The 20,921-nt window shown below is 32.0% G+C and carries 18 protein-coding genes; 6 read left to right on the top strand and 12 right to left on the bottom strand.

Annotated features, from left to right (window positions below):
• The first annotated feature begins 66 nt into the window (after positions 1-66).
• Positions 67-939: a cation diffusion facilitator family transporter gene (locus E0F76_RS16755; protein WP_132008846.1), complete on the top strand. Its 873-nt coding sequence runs from the start codon at positions 67-69 to the stop codon at positions 937-939.
• A gap of 11 nt (positions 940-950) precedes the next feature.
• On the opposite strand, the gene E0F76_RS16750 is transcribed toward E0F76_RS16755, so the two are convergent.
• From E0F76_RS16750 to E0F76_RS16740, 3 genes are all read right to left on the bottom strand, one after another.
• On the bottom strand, positions 951-3,440 hold the full coding sequence (locus E0F76_RS16750) for a DUF5686 and carboxypeptidase regulatory-like domain-containing protein (RefSeq protein ID WP_132008843.1): 2,490 nt from the start codon (positions 3,438-3,440) through the stop codon (positions 951-953).
• A gap of 92 nt (positions 3,441-3,532) precedes the next feature.
• Positions 3,533-3,946, bottom strand: coding sequence for a type II 3-dehydroquinate dehydratase (gene aroQ / locus E0F76_RS16745; RefSeq protein ID WP_132008840.1), 414 nt, complete (start codon positions 3,944-3,946; stop codon positions 3,533-3,535).
• Between the two features lie 73 nt (positions 3,947-4,019).
• Positions 4,020-4,583: a porin family protein gene (locus tag E0F76_RS16740; RefSeq protein WP_132008837.1), complete on the bottom strand. Its 564-nt coding sequence runs from the start codon at positions 4,581-4,583 to the stop codon at positions 4,020-4,022.
• A gap of 313 nt (positions 4,584-4,896) precedes the next feature.
• Here E0F76_RS16740 and xerD point away from each other — a divergent pair, with 313 nt between their 5' ends.
• The gene (gene xerD, locus E0F76_RS16735; RefSeq protein WP_132008834.1) at positions 4,897-5,793 is read left to right on the top strand and encodes a site-specific tyrosine recombinase XerD; all 897 of its coding nucleotides are present in this window, start codon (positions 4,897-4,899) and stop codon (positions 5,791-5,793) included.
• Between the two features lie 157 nt (positions 5,794-5,950).
• Here the strand turns inward: xerD and rny are convergent, their stop codons facing one another.
• The 3 genes from rny to E0F76_RS16715 all read right to left on the bottom strand — a co-directional run bounded on the left by rny (position 5,951) and on the right by E0F76_RS16715 (position 8,317).
• The gene (rny, locus tag E0F76_RS16730; protein WP_132008831.1) at positions 5,951-7,513 is read right to left on the bottom strand and encodes a ribonuclease Y; all 1,563 of its coding nucleotides are present in this window, start codon (positions 7,511-7,513) and stop codon (positions 5,951-5,953) included.
• Positions 7,514-7,724: 211 nt separating this feature from the next.
• The gene (locus E0F76_RS16720; RefSeq protein WP_132008828.1) at positions 7,725-8,018 is read right to left on the bottom strand and encodes a cell division protein ZapA; all 294 of its coding nucleotides are present in this window, start codon (positions 8,016-8,018) and stop codon (positions 7,725-7,727) included.
• A gap of 8 nt (positions 8,019-8,026) precedes the next feature.
• Entirely contained in the window at positions 8,027-8,317 is a 291-nt protein-coding gene (locus E0F76_RS16715) for a hypothetical protein (RefSeq protein WP_132008825.1), read from the bottom strand.
• A 177-nt stretch (positions 8,318-8,494) separates the two neighbouring features.
• Between E0F76_RS16715 and E0F76_RS16710 the strand changes: the two genes are divergently transcribed.
• Together E0F76_RS16710 and E0F76_RS16705 are read left to right on the top strand one after the other, a co-directional pair.
• Entirely contained in the window at positions 8,495-10,189 is a 1,695-nt protein-coding gene (locus tag E0F76_RS16710) for a M23 family metallopeptidase (protein ID WP_132008822.1), read from the top strand.
• Between the two features lie 15 nt (positions 10,190-10,204).
• Positions 10,205-12,667, top strand: coding sequence for a TonB-dependent receptor (locus E0F76_RS16705; protein WP_132008819.1), 2,463 nt, complete (start codon positions 10,205-10,207; stop codon positions 12,665-12,667).
• Position 12,668: 1 nt separating this feature from the next.
• Here the strand turns inward: E0F76_RS16705 and E0F76_RS16700 are convergent, their stop codons facing one another.
• From E0F76_RS16700 to E0F76_RS16675, 6 genes are all read right to left on the bottom strand, one after another.
• Complete coding sequence (locus tag E0F76_RS16700; RefSeq protein ID WP_132008816.1) at positions 12,669-13,370, bottom strand: hypothetical protein; 702 nt, start codon at positions 13,368-13,370, stop codon at positions 12,669-12,671.
• 58 nt (positions 13,371-13,428) lie between these two features.
• On the bottom strand, positions 13,429-15,258 hold the full coding sequence (locus E0F76_RS16695) for an ABC transporter ATP-binding protein (RefSeq protein WP_132008813.1): 1,830 nt from the start codon (positions 15,256-15,258) through the stop codon (positions 13,429-13,431).
• The gene (locus E0F76_RS16690; protein WP_132008810.1) at positions 15,258-16,985 is read right to left on the bottom strand and encodes a phospho-sugar mutase; all 1,728 of its coding nucleotides are present in this window, start codon (positions 16,983-16,985) and stop codon (positions 15,258-15,260) included. Before E0F76_RS16690 ends, E0F76_RS16695 begins: the two co-directional genes overlap by 1 nt.
• Positions 16,986-17,052: 67 nt before the next feature.
• On the bottom strand, positions 17,053-17,508 hold the full coding sequence (locus tag E0F76_RS16685; protein WP_132008807.1) for an ORF6N domain-containing protein: 456 nt from the start codon (positions 17,506-17,508) through the stop codon (positions 17,053-17,055).
• A 43-nt stretch (positions 17,509-17,551) separates the two neighbouring features.
• Entirely contained in the window at positions 17,552-18,505 is a 954-nt protein-coding gene (locus E0F76_RS16680) for a glycosyltransferase family 2 protein (protein ID WP_132008804.1), read from the bottom strand.
• An 8-nt stretch (positions 18,506-18,513) separates the two neighbouring features.
• Positions 18,514-19,041 carry a DUF4199 domain-containing protein gene (locus tag E0F76_RS16675; RefSeq protein ID WP_132008801.1) on the bottom strand — a complete coding sequence of 176 codons (528 nt, stop codon included), beginning with the start codon at positions 19,039-19,041 and terminating at the stop codon, positions 18,514-18,516.
• A gap of 245 nt (positions 19,042-19,286) precedes the next feature.
• On the opposite strand from E0F76_RS16675, the gene E0F76_RS16670 reads away from it, so the two are divergent.
• On the top strand, positions 19,287-19,538 hold the full coding sequence (locus E0F76_RS16670; protein WP_132008798.1) for a type B 50S ribosomal protein L31: 252 nt from the start codon (positions 19,287-19,289) through the stop codon (positions 19,536-19,538).
• A gap of 162 nt (positions 19,539-19,700) precedes the next feature.
• Entirely contained in the window at positions 19,701-20,876 is a 1,176-nt protein-coding gene (locus E0F76_RS16665) for a GlmU family protein (RefSeq protein WP_132008795.1), read from the top strand.
• Positions 20,877-20,921: the final 45 nt, after the last annotated feature.

The raw sequence follows: 20,921 nt of genomic DNA, 5'->3' as shown, positions 1-20,921 counted from the left end.
CGAGGTGGAATCAGTGTTTTTTTATATCATAAAATACTCCTGTTATTTAAAAAATAAACTATCAAAATGACAAATGAACAAACAGCCATAAAAGCCACTTATTTTAGTATAATTGGCAATATTTGTTTAGCCTTTATTAAAGGCTTGGCTGGCTTTTTTGGTAATTCGTATGCGTTGATAGCGGATGCAATAGAATCCACTACTGATATTTTTTCTTCATTATTAGTCTTGTTTGGGATCAAATATTCCAATAGACCTCCTGATGAAAATCATCCCTATGGACATGGGAGAGCTGAACCTTTAATTACTTTTTTAGTGGTAGTTTTTTTAATTACATCTGCTGCTATTATTGCGTATAAAAGTATTATTAATATTGGAACCGCTCACGAATTGCCAAAATCATGGACACTTTTTGTTCTTGGCGCTATAATTCTATGGAAAGAATATTCGTATCGGTTGGTAATGAAACGAAGTATAGAATCCAACAGTTCTTCCCTAAAAGCGGACGCTTGGCATCATAGAAGTGATGCAATAACATCAATAGCGGCATTTATCGGAATTTCGATTGCCATAGTTTTAGGAAAAGGATACGAATCGGCTGATGATTGGGCAGCGCTATTTGCTTCGGGATTTATAATTTATAATAGCTACATGATATTTAGACCTGCTTTAGGTGAAATAATGGATGAACAATTGAATGAAGACTTGATTGTAGAAATTAGAAAAGTGGCCCAACAAGTAGATGGAGTAGTAAATACTGAGAAATGTTTTATTCGAAAAGCAGGTATGAAATACCACGTAGATTTGCACGCCATTGTCAATGCCAATATATCTGTGAAGGAAGGTCACGAAATTTCGCATCTGCTTAAAGATACTTTACAGGAACAAATTCCAGCTTTAGGACACGTTTTGATTCATATTGAACCAACATATTCTTGATTTTACTTATATCAGTTCTCTAAAAAATTCAAAATTTTAAGCCCAAAAATCACTCCCCCTTCTTTAAACCCACTTTGATAAGAACGAATATAATCGAAACGGAAAATTTTTAATTTCCCAAAACCTAAATTATCCAAACCAATTGTGAACTCAGAATATGGTTTTGAATTAGCAACTACAAGGGAATGAAATCCTACGACTAATGAGGAGTTTAATTTGTTCAAAAAAGGAATTTTATTCATAATATATCCTTTGTCGTTATGCTCTAAATGGGCTTCAAAATACGATTTGTTGGTACTATTCGAATAATAAGGCAATAAATTAAAAACATTCAAATAGCGGTCGCTGGTTCCAATATGGGTTTGATTTCCATTGAAATGATTGTAGTCTATAAAGGAGATTTTTTTACCTTGAATAAACGTTCCCGCTTTCAGATTAATGCCTAATGTCCCTTTGATACCGGCATTTAAATCATATTTTATTTGTGCAAAAAAAGATTGGTATTCGTATTTCTTTTCATTGGACGCAAACGCGTTTTCATAATTTAAAAATAGAGAGGGATATTTAAGATTTGGAATGTTTATTTTTCTATCTGGCCTTGAAATGTATTTGTTTCCAAAATTTATTCTTGTAGAAATAGAAAGTTTGGTAAGATGATGTTCTTCAAAAGAGGGTGTCGTATAATCATAAGGAAGCAAAGGATTGTTTGAACTATATTGATCTTCATTTTTAAAAAACGTGTAATCGCTTGTATTGTACAAAGGATTTCGTTGTTGGTATTCTAATTTTCCTTTTAAATAAAAATTCGTTCCCACATTTTGACCGTAAGTAATATTCACAAATTCATTGTTGTACAATTTCATATAATTATCCTTAAAGAATAAAGTACTCACTGAGTTTAAAAATTTTGATATGGGTTCATTAGCATTAAACTGTGTTATTTGTGTTCCGCCAGAAACCGTAAGAGTTGCATAATTTTGATTATTGAATTTTTGTTGATAATCTGCGGTTATCCGAAGTCTATCTTCGGCAAAACCATAATTAAATTTCGTTTTTATCGAAGTGGTGCTACCTTTTTCTTCTTCGTTTTTCCAATTTCTAAAGGAAAAAGCAGAATCCATATTCCAACCTTGAACAGTATTGAAGTTCAAAGAAGATAAATGGAACAATCCATCATAAGAAAAGGATTTTTTTTCAAAACTATTTTTCCACTTATAACCCGAAATCGGATTAAGGAATTTGAACTTATTTTCTTTTTTATCAATAGAATCTAAATAGGTTTTAGAATTTCTAACGATGTGAATGCTGTCTTTTTTTATGTAATCAGTATTTTCTTCTCTTGTAAGTGGAATGGGGCGAATTTCACTCCAAAACAGCGTGTCTTTTTTATTGGAATTGTCTTCAAAACTTACAATTTCATTGGTAAACGTTTTTTTGGTAAACACTTTTTCAAACTGATAATTACTGTAAACATAAGAGAATTTTCCGTTGAATTTTATTCCAAAAATGCCTGCCGAAAATTCAAGACTTTGTGTGTTTTTAGCCCAAATTTGGTTGGTTTTGTTGTAATTGAAGTTTTGTTTTAAATGCATTACGTCTACAAATTCCTGATGCATTCGGTAGCCTTTTATTTCTAAATCTACAGCGTAAATTGCCCAAGAATTTTCAACAATATAAATATATCCTTCAAAAACTGGTTCGGCATCACGTTTTGCAATTACTTTTATTTTATTAATCATCAAGTTGTTTTCATCTTGAAAAGTACCTACTAATTTGTATTTATAGTAGTTGAATGCATTATCAGCAATTGGAGAAATCATGTTGCTGTTAAAGGTTAAAGTGTTATCATAAAAATCATAAGTTGTTGCTCTTGCTGTATTGAAACTAAAACCATTGTCGTTGCCACTTACTTTTGAAGCAATAATTCGTTCTTTTAAATGATCTGGTTTTTCAAAAATAATTTTTGAAACCGTTTCCGATAAATAGATGATTCCTGTTCCTGTCGAGTCTACTGCGCCGTCTAAATCGCCCAGTTTTTGCCCCAATATTTTCTTAGGTAAATCTTTGACTTTAAAAATGCCACGAGAATAAAAATCTGCTTTGAAACGAGCTGTTTTATCTGAATTTTCTTTTTTGTAGGCAATTGCTTCCCTAATTATTGCATTGGCAGGATTCTCTTTTGTATTAATTACAATCTCGGAAAGCGATACGTTTTCTTCAACTAATTTAATATTTTGAGTAAAAGGGAGCCTGTCAACTGTAATTGTTATTTTTTTAGTTTTGAATCCTAAATATTGGAAAACTAATGTATGGTTTCCCATTGTTTTAATATTCAATTCATAATTTCCTTGCTCATTTGATGAAGTACCATTATAAGTATTCTCTTCTAAAATTGTGACGAGTGAAAGCGCTACGCTTTTATCGTCGGTTACTTTACCAATAATTTGAGCATAATTCGATTGAAAAATTATCAGAATAAGAATCAAGGGAAATCTTTTCATTCTCTTTTTTTTTACAAGTGTACAAAAAGAAAGAAAGTGTTGAATAAAAAAACAGTTAAATTGGTATGGTTTAATAGTATAATATAGCTGCTCTACAAAAACGACTGAATGGCTAATTCATAGCTTTTCATTCCAAAACCCAAAATAACGCCTTTTGCATTACCGGAAATATAGGATTGATGACGGAAACTTTCGCGTGAAAAAGTATTCGAAATATGTACTTCAATTACTGGAGTTGTTATGGCTTTTATGGCATCACCGATACCAATGGAAGTGTGGGTGTAAGCGCCAGCATTTAAAATTATCCCATCATAAGAGAAGCCAAATTCTTGAATTTTATCGATTAATTCGCCTTCAATGTTGCTTTGAAAATAATTCAATTCAATTGATTGAAATTTGCTTCTCAAAATTTCTAAATAATCTTCAAAAGTTTGTGTGCCGTATACTTCGGGTTCTCTTTTTCCTAATAAGTTAAGGTTTGGCCCATTGATGATGATGATTTTCATAAATTATATTTTTGTAAAAATAAAAAAACCGTTCTAATTAAAGAACGGTTTCTATTAATATATGTTATTTTTCTTAAAACAGTAATCCAGCCGATATTTGTACTACGGAGTTTTTTATTTCTGCATCCTTTGAAGCATTGGTTAATCCAAGGCCATAACGGGCTTGTATGAAAATATTTTTGGTTAAATTTAAACCTAAGCCACCTACTGCTGAAAATTCGAATGTTTCTGCATTTTTATAATCAAATTTATTTCTTTCACTTAACAAAAATGAAGCTTGAGGGCCTAATTCTAAACTTAAACTCTTACTCAGACCTAGCTTTAACAGTACCGGAATAGAAATGTAGCCCAATTCATTTTTAAATTCTTCAACGGCATTTTTATAAGTAGCACCTTTTGTTGAATATAATAGTTCGGGTTGAATACCGAATTTATCTAATAATTTGATTTCAGCTACTAATCCTACATGGTAGCTTGTAATTGCATCAGTATTGTAATTAGTACTGTTTATTGTAATATCAGAACCTGTTTGATTGGCGTAATTTAATCCTCCTTTTAATCCAAAACGTAATGACTGTGCTTGAATAGAAAAAGAAATTAATGTCAATAAAATTAAAGCAAAATTTGAATTTTTCATAAGGTTATTTTTTAAATTAATTTGTTGAGTTTAGGAGTATATATAAACTCTCATATATAATAATTATTGTACGATTTCTTTTAAAATGCAAATTAAATTGATAATAGTATTACAAATATTTATAATTTAACATGAATAATGATTGGAAATAATATAAAAAATACAGTTAAAAAATTGTCAAAATATTGAAAATCAATTATTTTTAATTGAAGAAATTGCTCAATTATTTTAAAAAAACAACAAAGCTACTTTTTTTTCAAACCACTCAAAACGCGTGGTTTTTTTATGTCTAAAAATAGCTTTACTTTGTGTTATGAGTTGGAGCACTTATGTCAAAAATTATCAATCGTATCTTAGAATCGAAAGAGGTTTGTCTAAAAACACGATCACTAATTATTCTTTTGATATTGAAAGATTATGCCTTTTTTTAAAAAACAACCACATTTCAGTTTCTCCATTAACAATAAGTGAAGAAACGATTCAACAATTTATATATAGTGTTTCTCAAGAAGTAAATCCTCGTTCCCAAGCCAGGATGATTTCAGGACTTAAAAGTTTTTTTAGTTATTTGATATTTGAAGATTATCGAATTGACAATCCAATGGAATTAATTGAAACACCTAAAACTGGTAGGAAGCTTCCAGATACTTTGTCTGTTGGTGAAATAGATGCTCTTATTGCGGCTGTAGACTTAAGTTCAAAGGAAGGAGAGCGCAATCGAGCGATGTTAGAAACGCTTTATGGTTGTGGACTTCGTGTTTCGGAATTGGTTTCTCTTAAAATTTCTGATTTATTTTTCGAGGAAGGGTTTGTAAAAATCACGGGAAAAGGGAATAAACAACGTTTTGTTCCAATTGGAAGTTTAACTCAAAAATACATTCTAATTTACAAAAATTCGATTAGAACTAATTTAAATATAAAGAAAGGTCATGAAGATACTTTGTTTTTAAATAGGAGAGGTAGCCAGCTTACAAGAGCTATGATATTTACAATAATAAAAGATTTGGCCACCCAAATTGATTTGAATAAAAAAATAAGCCCGCATACTTTCCGACATTCTTTTGCCACTCATCTACTTGAAAATGGTGCCGATTTAAGGTCAATTCAATTAATGCTCGGGCATGAATCGATTACTACAACCGAAATTTATGTTCATCTGGATCGAAAGTTTTTAACACAAGTTATTAATTCTTTTCACCCTAGGAAATAGTGGTCAGTGGTCAGTGTTTGGTATTCAGTTGGCAGATGTTGGAGTACTGATAGTTAATATAAAAATTGGCATTGCAGTTAAAAATAAATCGCGGTATTAAATCACCATTAATGATTCAATACCGCGACTGTAAACTGAAACTGATTACTGCAAACTATTATTTCGCGATATTCACCGCTCTCGTTTCTCTAATTACAGTTACTTTGACCTGACCTGGATACGTCATTTCTGTTTGTATTTTTTGTGAAATATCAAATGATAAAGTAGCAGCATGTTCATCAGAAACTTTTTCGCTTTCAACAATTACACGAAGTTCTCTACCTGCTTGAATAGCATAAGCGTTTTTCACTCCATTAAAACCATAAGCCACTTCTTCTAGGTCTTTTAAACGTTGAATATAAGAATCCAAAACTTGTCTTCTTGCACCTGGTCTAGCTCCTGAAATTGCATCGCAAACTTGAATAATAGGTGATAACAATGATTTCATTTCGATTTCATCGTGATGCGCCCCAATAGCGTTGCAAACTTCTTCTTTTTCACCATATTTTTCGGCCCATTGCATTCCTAATAAAGCGTGAGGTAAATCACTTTCGGCATCTGGAACTTTACCAATATCATGTAGCAAACCAGCTCTTTTGGCAAGTTTTACGTTCAACCCTAATTCGGCAGCCATAATTCCACAAAGTTTTGAAACTTCGCGAGAGTGTTGCAATAAGTTTTGTCCATAAGAAGAACGGTATTTCATTCGACCCACAACTTTTATTAATTCAGGATGCAAACCGTGAATTCCTAAATCGATTACAGTACGTTTACCAACTTCTATGATTTCATCGTCAATTTGTTTGGTAGTTTTAGCTACTACTTCTTCAATTCGAGCTGGGTGAATTCGACCATCAGTAACTAATTTATGCAAAGCTAGTCTAGCAATTTCTCTACGAACTGGGTCAAAACAAGAAAGTATGATTGCTTCTGGAGTGTCGTCTACAATGATTTCTACACCAGTTGCAGCTTCGATAGCTCTAATGTTTCTTCCTTCACGACCAATAATTCTACCTTTTACATCATCCGATTCAATGTTGAAAACAGATACGCAGTTTTCTACCGCTTCTTCTGTACCAACTCTTTGAATAGTGTTAATAATGATTTTCTTGGCTTCTTGTTGTGCGGTAAGTTTAGCTTCTTCAATCGTGTCTTGAATGTGAGACATCGCTTGTGTTTTGGCTTCTGCTCTAAGGCCCTCAATCAATTGATTTTTTGCATCCTCAGTAGATAATCCTGAAATAACTTCTAATTGTTGCAGTTGACTTTTGTGTAGTTTGTCTACTTCTGCCTGTTTTTTCTCTAGGATTTCAACTTTAGTTGAAAACTCCACTGTTTTTGATTCAAAATCATCATTTATTTTTTTGGCTTTAGAAAGTTCGTTTGAAATTTGCGATTCTTTATCACGAATTCGTTTTTCAACTTCAGCCATTTTTTGATCTCGAGAAAGAATAACTTGCTCGTGTTCTGATTTCAATTCGATAAACTTTTCCTTTGCTTGAAGAATTTTATCTTTTTTAATGTTTTCGGCTTCTAAATTGGCATCTTTTAAAATAGAAGCTGCTTCTTTTTTTGCGCTTTTAATCAAATTAGAAATGTTGCTTTTCTCTATAATTTTGGCTATGCCAAATCCACCTGCAATGCCCGCAATGCCTAGAATAATTATTGTTATAATGTCCATAGTTTATTTAAAATTAATATATAAAAAAAGCCTACATTAGATTGCTTGTATAAACTCTGAAAGACAAGTTTTGAGCTAACTCGTTGTTCAAGCTTCCAAACTGAATTGGCTTGCTATAGTAACGATGATTTGCTCATTCTAAATTGTTAGTGTTGAGTTTACCAAATATGAACTAATGTAGGCAGTATCTTAGTCTTTTTAAAGAACGTGTTTATTCATTGAGATATTGATCTAAAAGCAAATTAATTTTTTTAATTCTTTCAATGGTGTCATTTCCATCAATTGCGTTATCAATTTGTTTTTGTTCAGATTGTGATGCAAATTGCAAAGCGCACATGGCTAATACATCTTGCTTGTCACGTACAGCATAATTTTCTTCAAATTGCTTTATCATTACGTCAATTTTTTTAGAAGCGCTTCTAAGACCTTCTTCTTGAGATAAATCTACTGTTAGTGGATATACTCTATCTGCAATTGATATTTTAATTTTAAGCTTCTCGTCCATGTTTTTTACTAATCTGAAAGCTGTGCTATACAGTAATCAATTTCACGAATTAATGAATTTATTTTAAGCTTTGTATCTCTTTTGTTGTCTTCACTGCCTAGTAACGAGTTGGCAATTTTAAGTGTTTCATACTGTGCTTTTAAGGCTTCAATCTCTTTAGATTGAGTTTGTATGATAGTTTCAGATTTTAATAATTCAATTTTTAAATCTTGATTTTTTTTCTCTAAACTTTTTGATTTAATAAAAAGTTTTTCAATTTTAATTTCAAGAGCATCAATTATTTCTGTAATTACACTCATAATATATCCTACGTATTACTTAATCTTACAAAGTTAGTATTCCTTTTTATTAATACAATATTTTATTGCCTTTTTTATTTTAAAAAACGTAATCTACAGTATGACAGAAGTTTGAAAATTGTGAAGTTATATTTAGTTTTCTAAAACACTTTTTTTATCTTAGCAAAAATGTATACGATGAGATTTTACTTGTTTATTTTATTATTTAGTAGTTCGCTTTTTTCTCAAAAGGATTATCCAAAAGATTATTTTAGATCACCACTTGATATCCCTTTGCAATTATCAGGAAATTTTGGTGAGCTTAGGCCTAATCATTTTCATGCTGGTTTTGATATAAAAACACTTCAAAAAGAAGGTTTAAATGTTTATGCTGTTGCAGATGGTTATGTGTCACGAATAAAAATTTCAACTTTTGGAAACGGAAAAGCCATATATATTACACATGCAAATGGGTACACCTCAGTTTATGGACATTTACAAAAAGCGGTAGGTGTTATTGAAGATTTCATTAAAAAAACACATTATACAGAACAATCTTTTGAAATTGAAATGTATTTGAAACCGGGTGATTTGGAGGTTAAAAAGGGTCAAATAATAGGACTTTCCGGCAATACAGGTGGTTCAGAAGGGCCGCATTTGCATTTTGAATTTCGTGATAATTTAACTGAAAATATTATTAATCCAATGTTTTTTGGTTTTGATCAGTTTTTTAAAGATACTAAAAAACCAATTATTTCAACCATTTATGTTTATCCAATAGATGATAAAACAGTTGTGAATCAATCCAAACGACCATTATTGTTAAACTTAGCGTTACAAAAAGACGGAACCTATATTTCAGACAAAGTTGTTTCAAATGGGAAAATAGGTTTTGGTATCAATACTTATGATTATGATGATGTTTCATTTAACAGAAATGGGGTGTTCAATGTGCAAAGTTTTGAAAATGGAACGCCAAGTTTTGGATTTCAATTCAATACTTATTCCTTTGATGAAATGCGGTATATTAATGCATTAATTGATTATCCTAGATATAAGAAAACGGGACAAAGAATAATGAAATTATTTATGATTAATCCCTATAAATTAAGTATAATAAAGGCCGCAGCTTCTAACGGAATTGTTTCTGTTGTTCCAAATTTGAGTTCGCAATATCGCATAGAAGTGGCTGATTTTTATGGAAATAAAACGACAGTTACTATTCCAATTAAGTATGATAATTTAACGACAATCGTTCCGTCAGAACCTGTTATTTCAAAATATTATATAAAAGCGAATAATGACTGTAATTTTACTAAAGATAACATGTCAGTTTTCTTTCCTGCTGGAACATTTTATGATAATTTCAACATGAATTTTGATGTAAACAATGACACCTTGTTTCTTCATGACGACACTGTTCCAGTTCATTCTAATTTTACTATTTCAATTGAAGATATAAAATTCTCAGAGTCACAAAGAGACAAAGTATTCATTGGGTCCATTAACGGAACTAAAATTAATTATATACCGACAACTAGAAAAGAAAAAATGTTAACTGCTAAAACAAAAACACTAGGGAAATTTGCTTTGGTTTTAGATACAAGTCCGCCTATAGTTTCGATTGCTAAATCAATAGAGGGTCAATGGTTAAGTAATGTAAATTCCATTCAATTTACAATAAGTGATGCATTGTCAGGAATAAAATCTTACAATGGTTATCTCAATGGGAAATGGGTTTTATTTGAATATGACAATAAAACAAGAAAAATAACGCATGCTTTTAGTGACGGAATTGTAGCTGAAGGTGCCAATGATTTAAAATTAATAGTAACAGATAATTTAGGAAATTCCACTATCTTTGAAACGCATTTTTTTAGAAGCCAAAAATAATATAAATCAATTTCTTTGAGCACAAATAAATTATTACTTGCTGTCTTTTTTTTCTGTTTTGGGTTTGTTTCTTTTGCTCAATCTGCCCATATAAAAGGAGTTATTCTTGATAAGGATAATCAAATTATTGATCATGTAAATGTATCCTATAATGGTACTAATACTCAATCAAATAAAAATGGTTTTTACGAAATAAATGTGCCCTCAAATCAAAAGATTGTACTTGTCTTTTCACATATATCCCTAAAAAAAGCCACGGTATCCTTTACACTTCAACCAAACGAAGAGTATGAGTTCAACTTAGTGATGAATGACAAAGATGAGCAAATAGGAGAAGTTGTTATCACTGTAAATAATAAGAAAAGAGTTCAGGGAATTACAATAATTGAACCGGCACTTATCCGCAAAATTCCTGGCGCCAATGCTGGTGTCGAGAATATATTGAAATCTTTGCCTGGTGTAAATTCAAATAATGAATTAAGTACACAATATGCCGTACGTGGTGGAAATTACGACGAGAATTTAGTTTATGTAAATGAAATAGAAGTATATCGTCCATTCCTAATTCGTTCTGGTCAACAAGAAGGATTAAGTTTTACCAATACCGATTTGGTTCAAAATGTTGATTTTTCTGCTGGAGGTTTTCAAGCTAAATTTGGTGATAAATTATCGTCTGTATTGGATATTACCTATCGAAAACCCACAAAATTTGGAGCTGTCGCCGAAGCTAGTTTTCTAGGGACAAGTCTAGCTGTTGATGCCGTTTCTAAAAATAAAAAATGGTCAGGAATAACAGGTGTAAGATATAGAAACAATTCCTTGTTAGTAAATAGTCAGGAAACCCAAACCAATTACACACCGACATTTGTTGATTTGCAAACAAATATAAATTTCAATCCTTCAGATAAATGGGAGTTTAGTTTTCTGGGGAATGTTTCACAAAACGATTATCAATACCAACCATTGACCAGACAAACAAAATTTGGAACTATTGATGAACCAAAGGCTTTGCTGATATATTATGAAGGACAAGAAAAAGATAAATACACTACTGTTTTTGGTGCAGTAAAATCTACTTATACCGCTTCTAAAAATTCAACCTACAAACTGATAACATCTGCCTATCATACGCAAGAAAAAGAATATTTTGATATTTTGGCTCAATATCGATTAGGAGAAGTGGATTCTAATTTTGGTTCTCAGACTTTTGGCAATGTTACTTTTTCAAGAGGAATCGGTTCAGAAATTAATCACGCTAGAAATGATTTAGACGCATTAATTATAAATACCGAATTAAAAGGGATTCATAATTTAAAAAAGAACCAATTGGAATGGGGTGTAAAATTTACCAGAGAATCCATTCGAGATAGAGTAATTGAATGGGAAGTAATTGATTCTGCAGGTTTTTCCATAAATCCACCTAAAATTCTGCCCAAAAACGACCAACCTTATGTCTCTTACACCGGACCATTAGTTCCATATACTAATGTGAGAGCGACCAATTTTGTTGATATTAATCGTTTTTCAGGCTATGCGCAATGGAGTCGAAAAGGATATATAGGAAATAATGAAATATGGTTTAATGCTGGGGTGCGTTCGCAAAACTGGACCGTTTCTGGAGAAAATATCGTTAGTACAACACAATTTACATTTAGTCCAAGAGGTCAAATTTCATTGAAACCGGATTGGAGAATGGATATGTTTTTTAGACTTTCAGGAGGCATGTATCATCAACCGCCAACTTTTAGGGAACTTAGGGATGCAGATGGGGTAGTACATTCGGATGTCAAAGCCCAACAATCCATTCATATAGTTCTGAGTAATGATTATAGTTTCAAAATGTGGAACCGTCCATTCAAAATGGTTTCGGAAATCTATTATAAATCGTTAACAGATGTTAATCCATATACATTAGACAATGTTCGCATTCGTTATGCTGCTGCTAATAATGCCGTTGCTTATGCCCAAGGATTCGATTATAGGCTAAATGGTGAGTTTGTGCCTGGAACCGAATCATGGTTTAGTTTTGGTTACCTAAAAACGGAAGAGAATATTGATAACAAAGGATATATTTCTAGACCAACGGACCAACGGTTGAAATTTGCACTTTTGTTTCAAGATTATATGCCTAATATTCCAAGTTTAAAATTGTATTTAAATTTGGTGTATAACACTGGATTGCCAGGAGGTTCGCCTTCTTATTCAGATCCTTATTTGTATCAAAATAGATTGAGAGATTATCGTCGTGCCGATGTTGGTTTTTCTAAGGTTTTAATAGATAATCAAAATCCTACTACTAAAAGATGGTTACGAAGCTTCAAGGAATTGGCTATTGGATTTGAAATTTTTAATCTTTTCGACAATCAAAATGCAATTACCAATACTTGGGTTCGCGATGTGTACACCAAAAATCAATATGCGATTCCAAATTATATGACCACCAGGGTTTTTAATATTAAGGTCAATGCAAGGTTTTAATCTAAATCAAAATATCACTTTCCAAATCCGATTTTTCAATCGTAAAATCAAATCCTAATTTTGAAACTAGTTCGATAACGAGGTTTTTGTACCAGTTTTCTGATTTTGGGTGAATGTAGATCTTTTCGATTAATTGGTCGATATCCACGTCAATTTTCATCCCATCATTAATTTTGATATTGCTATCGGAAATATCTGAAATGATACGCACTTCACGTTCATATTGGAAACTTTTTCGCTTGAATAAAAAAGGAAAAAACATATCGTCAAACGGAATGTATTCTTTTTTGTAGTCGATGTAATTGACTTCTCCAATATATTGTTTGAATTTTTTGTCGGGAATTAAGGCATTTTCTAGTCTGCCAATTGTGGATTGAATGGCTAAACCTTCGCTATTTCCAGTAAAGATTTGCCACATGGCGAACGATTCATATTCATTGATGTGCCAACTACTTATAACCACTTTTTCACGATGGGATTTATAGTATGAGAGAAATTTAGGATTGTTTATGGATAATTTTTTGATTTCTTCAAAAGTTGGTTCACTAAAAGTACCCTCGTATTGGTCCTCAAATTTGTCCGAACGTGACATAAATAGTTTTTTAGACAGTAACAATTCGAGAAACTTTGACAAGTCTAAGTATTTCCAAACAATGGTATCTGGATCTTGAGGAAGCTTTATGCTTGGGTTTTTGAGGTACATTTATCAAAAAATTGTTTTTATCCCTAAATTCCCCCAAGGGGTTTGGGGGTTTTTATTTTTATTCAAAAGATTGTAAAGTCACTAATTTATTATAAGTGCCATTTAAAGTAATTAATTCGTCGTGAGTTCCTTGTTCTACAATTTTACCTTTTTGCATTACCACAATCAGGTCCGCTTTTTGAATGGTCGAAAGACGGTGTGCAATTACAATCGAAGTTCTGTTTTGCATCATGTTTTCCAAGGCCACTTGCACAAATTTTTCGCTTTCAGTGTCCAATGCTGATGTGGCTTCGTCCAAAATCATTATTGGTGGATTTTTCAAAACTGCTCTTGCAATTGATAATCTTTGTTTTTGACCACCTGAAAGCTTGTTTCCACTATCGCCAATATTAGTGTGAATTCCTAAAGGTAAATCTTTTACAAATTCATAAGCATTGGCTATTTTTAAAGCTTCAATAATTTCATCATCGGTTGCGTCGTCTTTTCCTAATGAAATATTGGCTTTTATCGAGTCGTTAAATAAGATGCTGTCTTGTGTTACTAATCCCATCAATCCTCGAAGCGATTGTAAGTTCATATCTTTAATATTGACAGAATCAATAGTGATAGTGCCTTCGTTTACATCATAAAAACGAGTTAATAAGTTGGCAATGGTACTTTTTCCACTTCCGGACTGACCTACAAGTGCCACAGTTTGGCCTTTTTTAACTTCAAGAGAAAAATCTTTTAAAACAGCTTCTTTCTCGTATTTAAAATTGATGTTTTTTATGGAAATAGTATCTTCAAAAGTATTTTTTTTAATAGCATTTTCTTTTGAAGTAATTTCATTTTCAACTTCTAGAACTTCAAAAACACGTTCTGCAGCGGCAAGTCCGTTTTTTACGGAATAGGAAGCTTTAGAAATCGCTTTTGCTGGAGTAAGAATATTGAAAGCTAAAGTCAGATACACAATAAAGGCTGCACCCTCTAGCGTTTTATCTACTAAAACTAAGTTTCCTCCATAAAAAAGTAAGATTGCAATTGTGGTGACACCTAAAAATTCACTTAGAGGAGTTGCCAAATTATTTTTACTCCCTATGCTATTGGTTAAATTCAATAATCGGGTTACTGAATTGTTAAACCTGCCTTTGAAATTTGTTTCAGCATTATAGCTTTTAATGACTTTCAAACCTCCTAAAGTTTCGTCTACGATAGATATCAGGAAGCCACTTTCATTTTGAGCCTGTAGCGATTTCGCTCTTAGGTTTTTGGCTACTTTTGAAATGATATATCCCGATATTGGCATAAAAATCAAAACAAATAAAGTGAGTTTTGTGCTTATTATAAACATGGTTACTAATGCGAAAATAATTGTCAATGGTTCTTTTACAACTAATTCTAATATAGAGAAAAAGGAGTTTTGTACTTCATTGACATCACCAAGCATTCGCGCCATAATATCTCCTTTTCTTTTTTCGGAATAATAGGAGATAGGTAACTCTACAATTTTATCATACATTGATTTTCTCAAATCTCTTAAAACACCATTTTTTAAATGCATGATATGGTGTGAAGCGAGATAGTTAAACAAGTTTTTGAATAAAAAAGTAATGATTACCATTAAAACAACAAACATAAGAACTACTTGAATGTTATTTTCTTTTGTTAATTCTGAAATTTTATAATAAAAAAAATCGGAACCAAATTCCTTTAAATTTCCTATTCCCGTATATATCGGTTCTTTTAGTATTGTTTTGGTTTTGCCAAAAAGAACTTCAAGAACTGGGAAAATAGTTAACATTGAAATAGTGCTAAATAAGGCATATAAAATATTATAAATCACATTCCAAATAATATGTGATTTATACGGTTTAGTATAGGGAAGTAATTTTATTAAGTTTTTATCCATTAGTTCAATTGCATTGAAGCAATAATATTTTTAATTTTTTCATTTAATTGATTTTCTACTTTAGTGAAATTTTCAACACTATCCAATTCAGCATTAACACTAATGTAGAATTTAATTTTTGGCTCAGTTCCGCTTGGTCTTGCACAAATTTTAGAACCATCTTCAGTATAATAAATCAATACATCTGCTTTTGGCATGTCCATCGTTTCTTCCTCGCCAGTAAGTAAATTTTTAGCTACAGATGATTTGTAATCTTCTAACATAATTACACGTTGGCCATTAATTTCTTTCACAGGATTGTTACGCATGGTAACCATCATTTGATTGATTTCAGCTAATCCTTCCATTCCTTTTTTAGTAATAGAAATCAAGTGTTCTTTATAAAAACCATGCTCTACATATAATTGTAATAATTCTTTGTACACAGTGCTGCCTTGTGCTTTTGCTTGAGCCGCCATTTCGCAAATCAATAAAGTAGCTGCCACAGCATCCTTATCACGAACAGCGTCTCCAACCATGTATCCAAAACTTTCTTCACCTCCGCCAATGAATTCTTGTTCTGGGAAATCTTTAATCATTTTGGCAATCCATTTGAAACCAGTTAAACCTACTTTGAAACCAACTCCATAAGCAGATGCCAATTCAGCAATCATAGGAGTAGAAACAATTGTAGATCCTACAAATTGATTGCCATTGATTTTTCCCGCTTTTTTCCATTCTTTTAATAAAAATGCAGTCATTAAAATCATAGTTTGATTTCCGTTTAACAAAGTCATTTTTCCTTCATTATTGCGAACAGCTACACCTAAACGATCGCAATCAGGGTCGGTTCCAATAACGATATCAGAATTGGTTTTGTCTGCCAATGCCATTGCCATAGCTAATGCTTCTGGTTCTTCTGGATTTGGAGATTTTACCGTTGGGAAATCGCCATTTGGAACTCTTTGTTCTTCAACAATGTTCACGTTTTTATATCCAGCTTGAGCAAAAGTATCGGGAACTAATGTAATTGAAGTTCCGTGTAATGAAGTGAATACTATATTAAGATTGTCTTTGGCTTCTTGCGAAGTTCCAAAACTTGCATTTTCGATTGTTGATTTTATGAAAGCTTGATCAACATCAGTGTCGATGTAATGTATCAAATCTTCGTTTGCGTCAAACTTGATTTGGTTGTAATTTAGGTTTTCAATAGTGTCAATAATGGCTCCGTCTTGCGGAGGAACGATTTGTCCGCCATCTTCCCAGTATACTTTGTAACCATTGTATTCCGGTGGATTGTGAGAAGCTGTTAAAACTATTCCACATTGGCAACCTAAATATTTAAGTGCAAAAGACAATTCTGGTGTGGGTCTCAAATCAGAAAACAAATACACTTCTATTCCATTTGCCGAGAAAACATCGGCAACCACTTTTGCTAATGATTTACTGTTATGGCGACAGTCAAAGGCAATTACTGCTTTTAAAGGTTGCTTAGGGAATGCAATGTGCAAATAATCCGAAAGTCCTTGTGTGCTTTTTCCAAGCGTGTATTTATTAATTCGATTATTTCCAGCTCCCATGATACCTCGCATTCCGCCAGTTCCGAATTCTAAGTTTTTATAAAAACTTTCTTCAAGATCTTTTGGTGAAGAAGTCATCATTTCTTCAATTGCTTTTTGTGTTGCTGCGTCAAAAGTAGGAGTAAGCCATTCGTTTACTGCGTCTAAAATGTTTTGTTTAATTTCCATCTTGGTTCGTTTTGAAAGTTATTTTTTATTATTTTTTATATCCTATTTGGGTTCTTTCCTTGTTAGTTTATGAAACATCCTCTTTGTCAACTAGGTAATTTATGGCTTTGTAAATATCCGGGAATTGGCTTTCTATAGCTGTAAATCTTTCTTTTAATTCACTGTAAGTCAATGAAAATTGTCTAAAAGTTACAAATGCTCTAATAATTGAAATAGTTAGTTCAATTGCTTTTTCACTATTTAATACGCTAGATAAGATTGCGATCCCTTGTTCTGTAAATGCGAAAGGTAAAGCGCCACCTCGATTGCTTTTTGATGGTATCACAGATTGTGGTACCATTTGATTTATCTCAGGCTCAGTAAGTCTAAACATGAAATCTTCGGGGAACCGGTTGCTGTTTCTTTTTACAGCTTGTTTTAAAACACGTGTTTCGATATTATATAAAGAAGCCAAGTCAAAATCAAACATTACTTTGATTCCTCTTATTTCAAATATTTTATTTTGAATAACATCTATCTCCATTGTTATTAATAATTGAAATCACAAATTGTATCCTCAAGTTTCTTTAATTTAATTCCATTGAAACTTTATAGCGTTTCTCATTGTTTTTTGTTCTTAGAATGATTTCACCTAGAAAACCTGCCAAAAACAATTGAGTGCCTAATATCATTGTGGTTAGTGCAATGTAAAACCAAGGATTATCTGTTACTAAGCTATATCGCATGCCATTATACATGTGGTACAATTTTGAAAACCCTATATATCCAGCTGAAACAAAACCTATGATAAACATCAAAGAACCTAAAGCCCCAAAGAGATGCATGGGTCTTTTTCCAAATTTAGAAATAAACCAAATCGTTATTAAATCGAGAAACCCATTAATGAAACGTTCCATTCCAAATTTTGTTTCTCCGTACTTTCTGGCTTGATGTTGGACTATTTGTTCTCCTATTTTGCCAAAACCTGCGTTTTTTGCAAGAACAGGAATGTATCGGTGCATTTCACCTGAAACTTCAATATTTTTGATCACTACGTTTTTATATGCTTTTAAACCACAATTAAAATCATTTAATTGAACACCAGAAGTTTTTCTAGCAGCCCAATTGAATAATTTTGAAGGCAGGTTTTTTGCCATAATAGAATCATAGCGTTTCTTTTTCCATCCTGAAACCAAATCATAATTTTGAGTTACAATCATCTCGTATAATCCAGGAATTTCCTCAGGACTATCTTGCAAGTCTGCATCCATTGTAATCACCACGTCTCCTTGTGCTTTTGCAAAACCAGCGTGTAAGGCTTGTGATTTTCCATAATTCCTCATAAAACGGATGCCCTTTACATTTGGATTTTCGGCAGCTAGCTCTTCAATTATAGCCCAAGATTTATCCGTGCTTCCATCATCTAAAAAGATGATTTCATAGGAATAGTTTTTTGACTTCATCACTGAAACAATCCAAGTGTAAAGCTCTCTTAATGATTCGTCTTCGTTAAGAAGTGGAATAAGTAGGGATAAATTCATTTATAATTTTATTCTTGAGAAGGTTTGCTTTTAAAAACTAAAGCTAATAATAATCCGAAAAGAGCACTAAATACAATACTAAATACAGATCCTTTTAATTGCTCAATAATTGAAAACTGGTCATTTTCTTGTAATTTTTTCACAGCTTCGTTAATTGCAGCTGTTGGTGTGTTGAATTTTTCCATCATTCCAACGGCATATTTTATGGAGATTTCTTTAACTGCATCTTTAGCTGACGGGTCAATTACGTTGAATAAGATAATACTAAAGGATACGGAAATCATAATTCCTATAACTGCAGAAATAAAATAAGTTGTAAAAGCATCTTTAAAAGTAAAAACACCATTTAATTCATTCTTGGTTTTAGATAATAGCACTATTGCGATTGTGATAGAAATGGTGATACTAATAACTGTTACCCACCAAGCCGTAAAGAGATTTAAATCAATAGCGTATATTGTTGCTGTGATTAATGCGGCAACAACACCTGTAATTATCCCAAAAGAAATCCCGTTTTTCTTTATAATTTCATTCATTATTGAAAGTGTTCATTTATTAATTGACAAATATAGTAATTCCCAATTTATTCACCCATAAAAATCGTTTTTTACAATTATATAAAAAAAGCGATACAAAGAATTGTTTATTAAAAAATTAGTGTAAATTTGCACACTCAAAATAATAAATAGTTTTAAACAAAAAGAGTAGTTGCATTTACACCTTTTTCGTAAAGTGAGAAAGCTTCAAAATTAAAACGCTCAAAAAATAAATAAAAATAAAGATGAAAAAAGGAATTCACCCAGAAAATTACAGATTAGTTGCATTTAAAGACATGTCTAACGAAGACGTTTTTATTACTAAATCTACTGCAGATACAAGAGAAACACTTACAGTTGATGGTGTTGAATATCCAGTTGTAAAAATGGAGATTTCAAGAACTTCTCACCCTTTTTACACAGGGAAATCTAAACTTATTGATACTGCGGGACGTATCGATAAATTCAAAACTAAATACGCTAAACACGGTAAATAATATTTATCAGTTTATCAATTATATGAAACTCTCCATTTTTGGGGAGTTTTTTTATGGAATTAACTTTGTAACTTTGACAAAATTAAATAGTGATTTTAATTTCATTTTTCAGTCGAATAACAGCTGAAATCTGAAATCTAAAACTAAAATCTGAAATCTCAAATGAATTATATACTTTTCGACGGACCATCAAGAAACGCTCTATTGCCTTTTACTTTTACAAAACCAGTTGCTGATATTCTTATTGGAATAATGACGATTCGTCAAAAATGGGAAATGCGATTGGGTTCTACAACAACAACGCTGACCGAGGATTATTTATCAGATAAGTTTCCAATGGTTGAAATGGAGGACAATGTGATGATCAATGCTTCCTTTCTTCCAAATGAAATTTTAGCAGAAATGGTAAGTGATTTGAACGTGAATCAGGCTATTTTTAAAGGGGATGATGTAATTGCATTTTATACCAATGAAAATCAAGAAGAAGTAAATTTTGACACCTATGATATCATTGAATTTGAAGGAGAATGTATCCGAGTTGAAAATACTTGGGATATTTTTTCTAAAAATGATGCCGCTATTCGTGAAGATTTTGAACTATTGACTCAAGATAGAAAATCACAACCGATTCCTAAAAGTGTCAATACCATTGCAAAAGAAAACATCTTTATCGAAGAAGGCGCAAAGTTGGAATTTGTCACCTTGAATGCTGCTACAGGTCCAATTTACATTGGCAAAAATACTGAGATTATGGAAGGCTCTGTTATTCGTGGGCCATTTGCTTTATGCGAAGGAGCAGTAGTAAAAATGGCTGCAAAAATATATGGCGCAACGACTGTTGGCCCGTATTCAAAAATTGGTGGTGAAGTAAATAACTCGGTAATATCCGCTTGTTCAAATAAAGGTCACGATGGTTTCTTAGGGAATTCTGTTCTTGGCGAATGGTGTAATATTGGAGCTGATAGTAACAATTCGAACCTTAAAAATAATTATGAAGAGGTGAAGTTATGGAGTTATGAAACAGAAGGTTTTGCAAAAACAGGACTTCAATTTTGTGGTTTAATGATGGGAGATCACAGTAAATGCGGAATTAATACCATGTTTAATACAGGAACTGTTGTAGGTGTGAGTGCTAATATTTTTGGAACTGGATTTCCTCGTAATTTTGTTCCGAGTTTCTCTTGGGGTGGTGCTTCAGGTTTTTCAACTTATATTACAAAGAAAGCTTTTGAAACGGCACGATTAGTAATGAGTCGCAGAAACATTGATTTTGACGAAAAAGAAGCTGCTATTTTGGAACACGTTTTTGAGGAAACTAAAAAATGGAGAAAGGATTAAATTAATAAAAGACTTCAATTTAAATCATAAGTATTAACTGCAAAT

The organism is Flavobacterium cellulosilyticum (assembly GCF_004349355.1).
GTDB lineage: Bacteria > Bacteroidota > Bacteroidia > Flavobacteriales > Flavobacteriaceae > Flavobacterium > Flavobacterium cellulosilyticum.
The sequence above is the reverse complement of the archived record's forward strand: the minus strand, read 5'-3'. Positions and strand labels throughout refer to the sequence as shown.

What these genes read in the sequence shown, in the direction of transcription:
- E0F76_RS16720 (WP_132008828.1), bottom strand. Translation starts at nt 8,018, where the DNA reads ATGGACGAGAAGCTTAAAATTAAAATATCAATTGCAGATAGAGTATAT.
- aroQ (WP_132008840.1), bottom strand. Translation starts at nt 3,946, where the DNA reads ATGAAAATCATCATCATCAATGGGCCAAACCTTAACTTATTAGGAAAA.
- E0F76_RS16695 (WP_132008813.1), bottom strand. Translation starts at nt 15,258, where the DNA reads ATGGATAAAAACTTAATAAAATTACTTCCCTATACTAAACCGTATAAA.
- xerD (WP_132008834.1), top strand. Translation starts at nt 4,897, where the DNA reads ATGAGTTGGAGCACTTATGTCAAAAATTATCAATCGTATCTTAGAATC.
- E0F76_RS16665 (WP_132008795.1), top strand. Translation starts at nt 19,701, where the DNA reads ATGAATTATATACTTTTCGACGGACCATCAAGAAACGCTCTATTGCCT.
- E0F76_RS16685 (WP_132008807.1), bottom strand. Translation starts at nt 17,508, where the DNA reads ATGGAGATAGATGTTATTCAAAATAAAATATTTGAAATAAGAGGAATC.
- E0F76_RS16755 (WP_132008846.1), top strand. Translation starts at nt 67, where the DNA reads ATGACAAATGAACAAACAGCCATAAAAGCCACTTATTTTAGTATAATT.
- E0F76_RS16680 (WP_132008804.1), bottom strand. Translation starts at nt 18,505, where the DNA reads ATGAATTTATCCCTACTTATTCCACTTCTTAACGAAGACGAATCATTA.
- E0F76_RS16670 (WP_132008798.1), top strand. Translation starts at nt 19,287, where the DNA reads ATGAAAAAAGGAATTCACCCAGAAAATTACAGATTAGTTGCATTTAAA.
- E0F76_RS16700 (WP_132008816.1), bottom strand. Translation starts at nt 13,370, where the DNA reads ATGTACCTCAAAAACCCAAGCATAAAGCTTCCTCAAGATCCAGATACC.
- E0F76_RS16710 (WP_132008822.1), top strand. Translation starts at nt 8,495, where the DNA reads ATGAGATTTTACTTGTTTATTTTATTATTTAGTAGTTCGCTTTTTTCT.
- E0F76_RS16750 (WP_132008843.1), bottom strand. Translation starts at nt 3,440, where the DNA reads ATGAAAAGATTTCCCTTGATTCTTATTCTGATAATTTTTCAATCGAAT.
- E0F76_RS16690 (WP_132008810.1), bottom strand. Translation starts at nt 16,985, where the DNA reads ATGGAAATTAAACAAAACATTTTAGACGCAGTAAACGAATGGCTTACT.
- E0F76_RS16715 (WP_132008825.1), bottom strand. Translation starts at nt 8,317, where the DNA reads ATGAGTGTAATTACAGAAATAATTGATGCTCTTGAAATTAAAATTGAA.
- E0F76_RS16740 (WP_132008837.1), bottom strand. Translation starts at nt 4,583, where the DNA reads ATGAAAAATTCAAATTTTGCTTTAATTTTATTGACATTAATTTCTTTT.
- rny (WP_132008831.1), bottom strand. Translation starts at nt 7,513, where the DNA reads ATGGACATTATAACAATAATTATTCTAGGCATTGCGGGCATTGCAGGT.
- E0F76_RS16675 (WP_132008801.1), bottom strand. Translation starts at nt 19,041, where the DNA reads ATGAATGAAATTATAAAGAAAAACGGGATTTCTTTTGGGATAATTACA.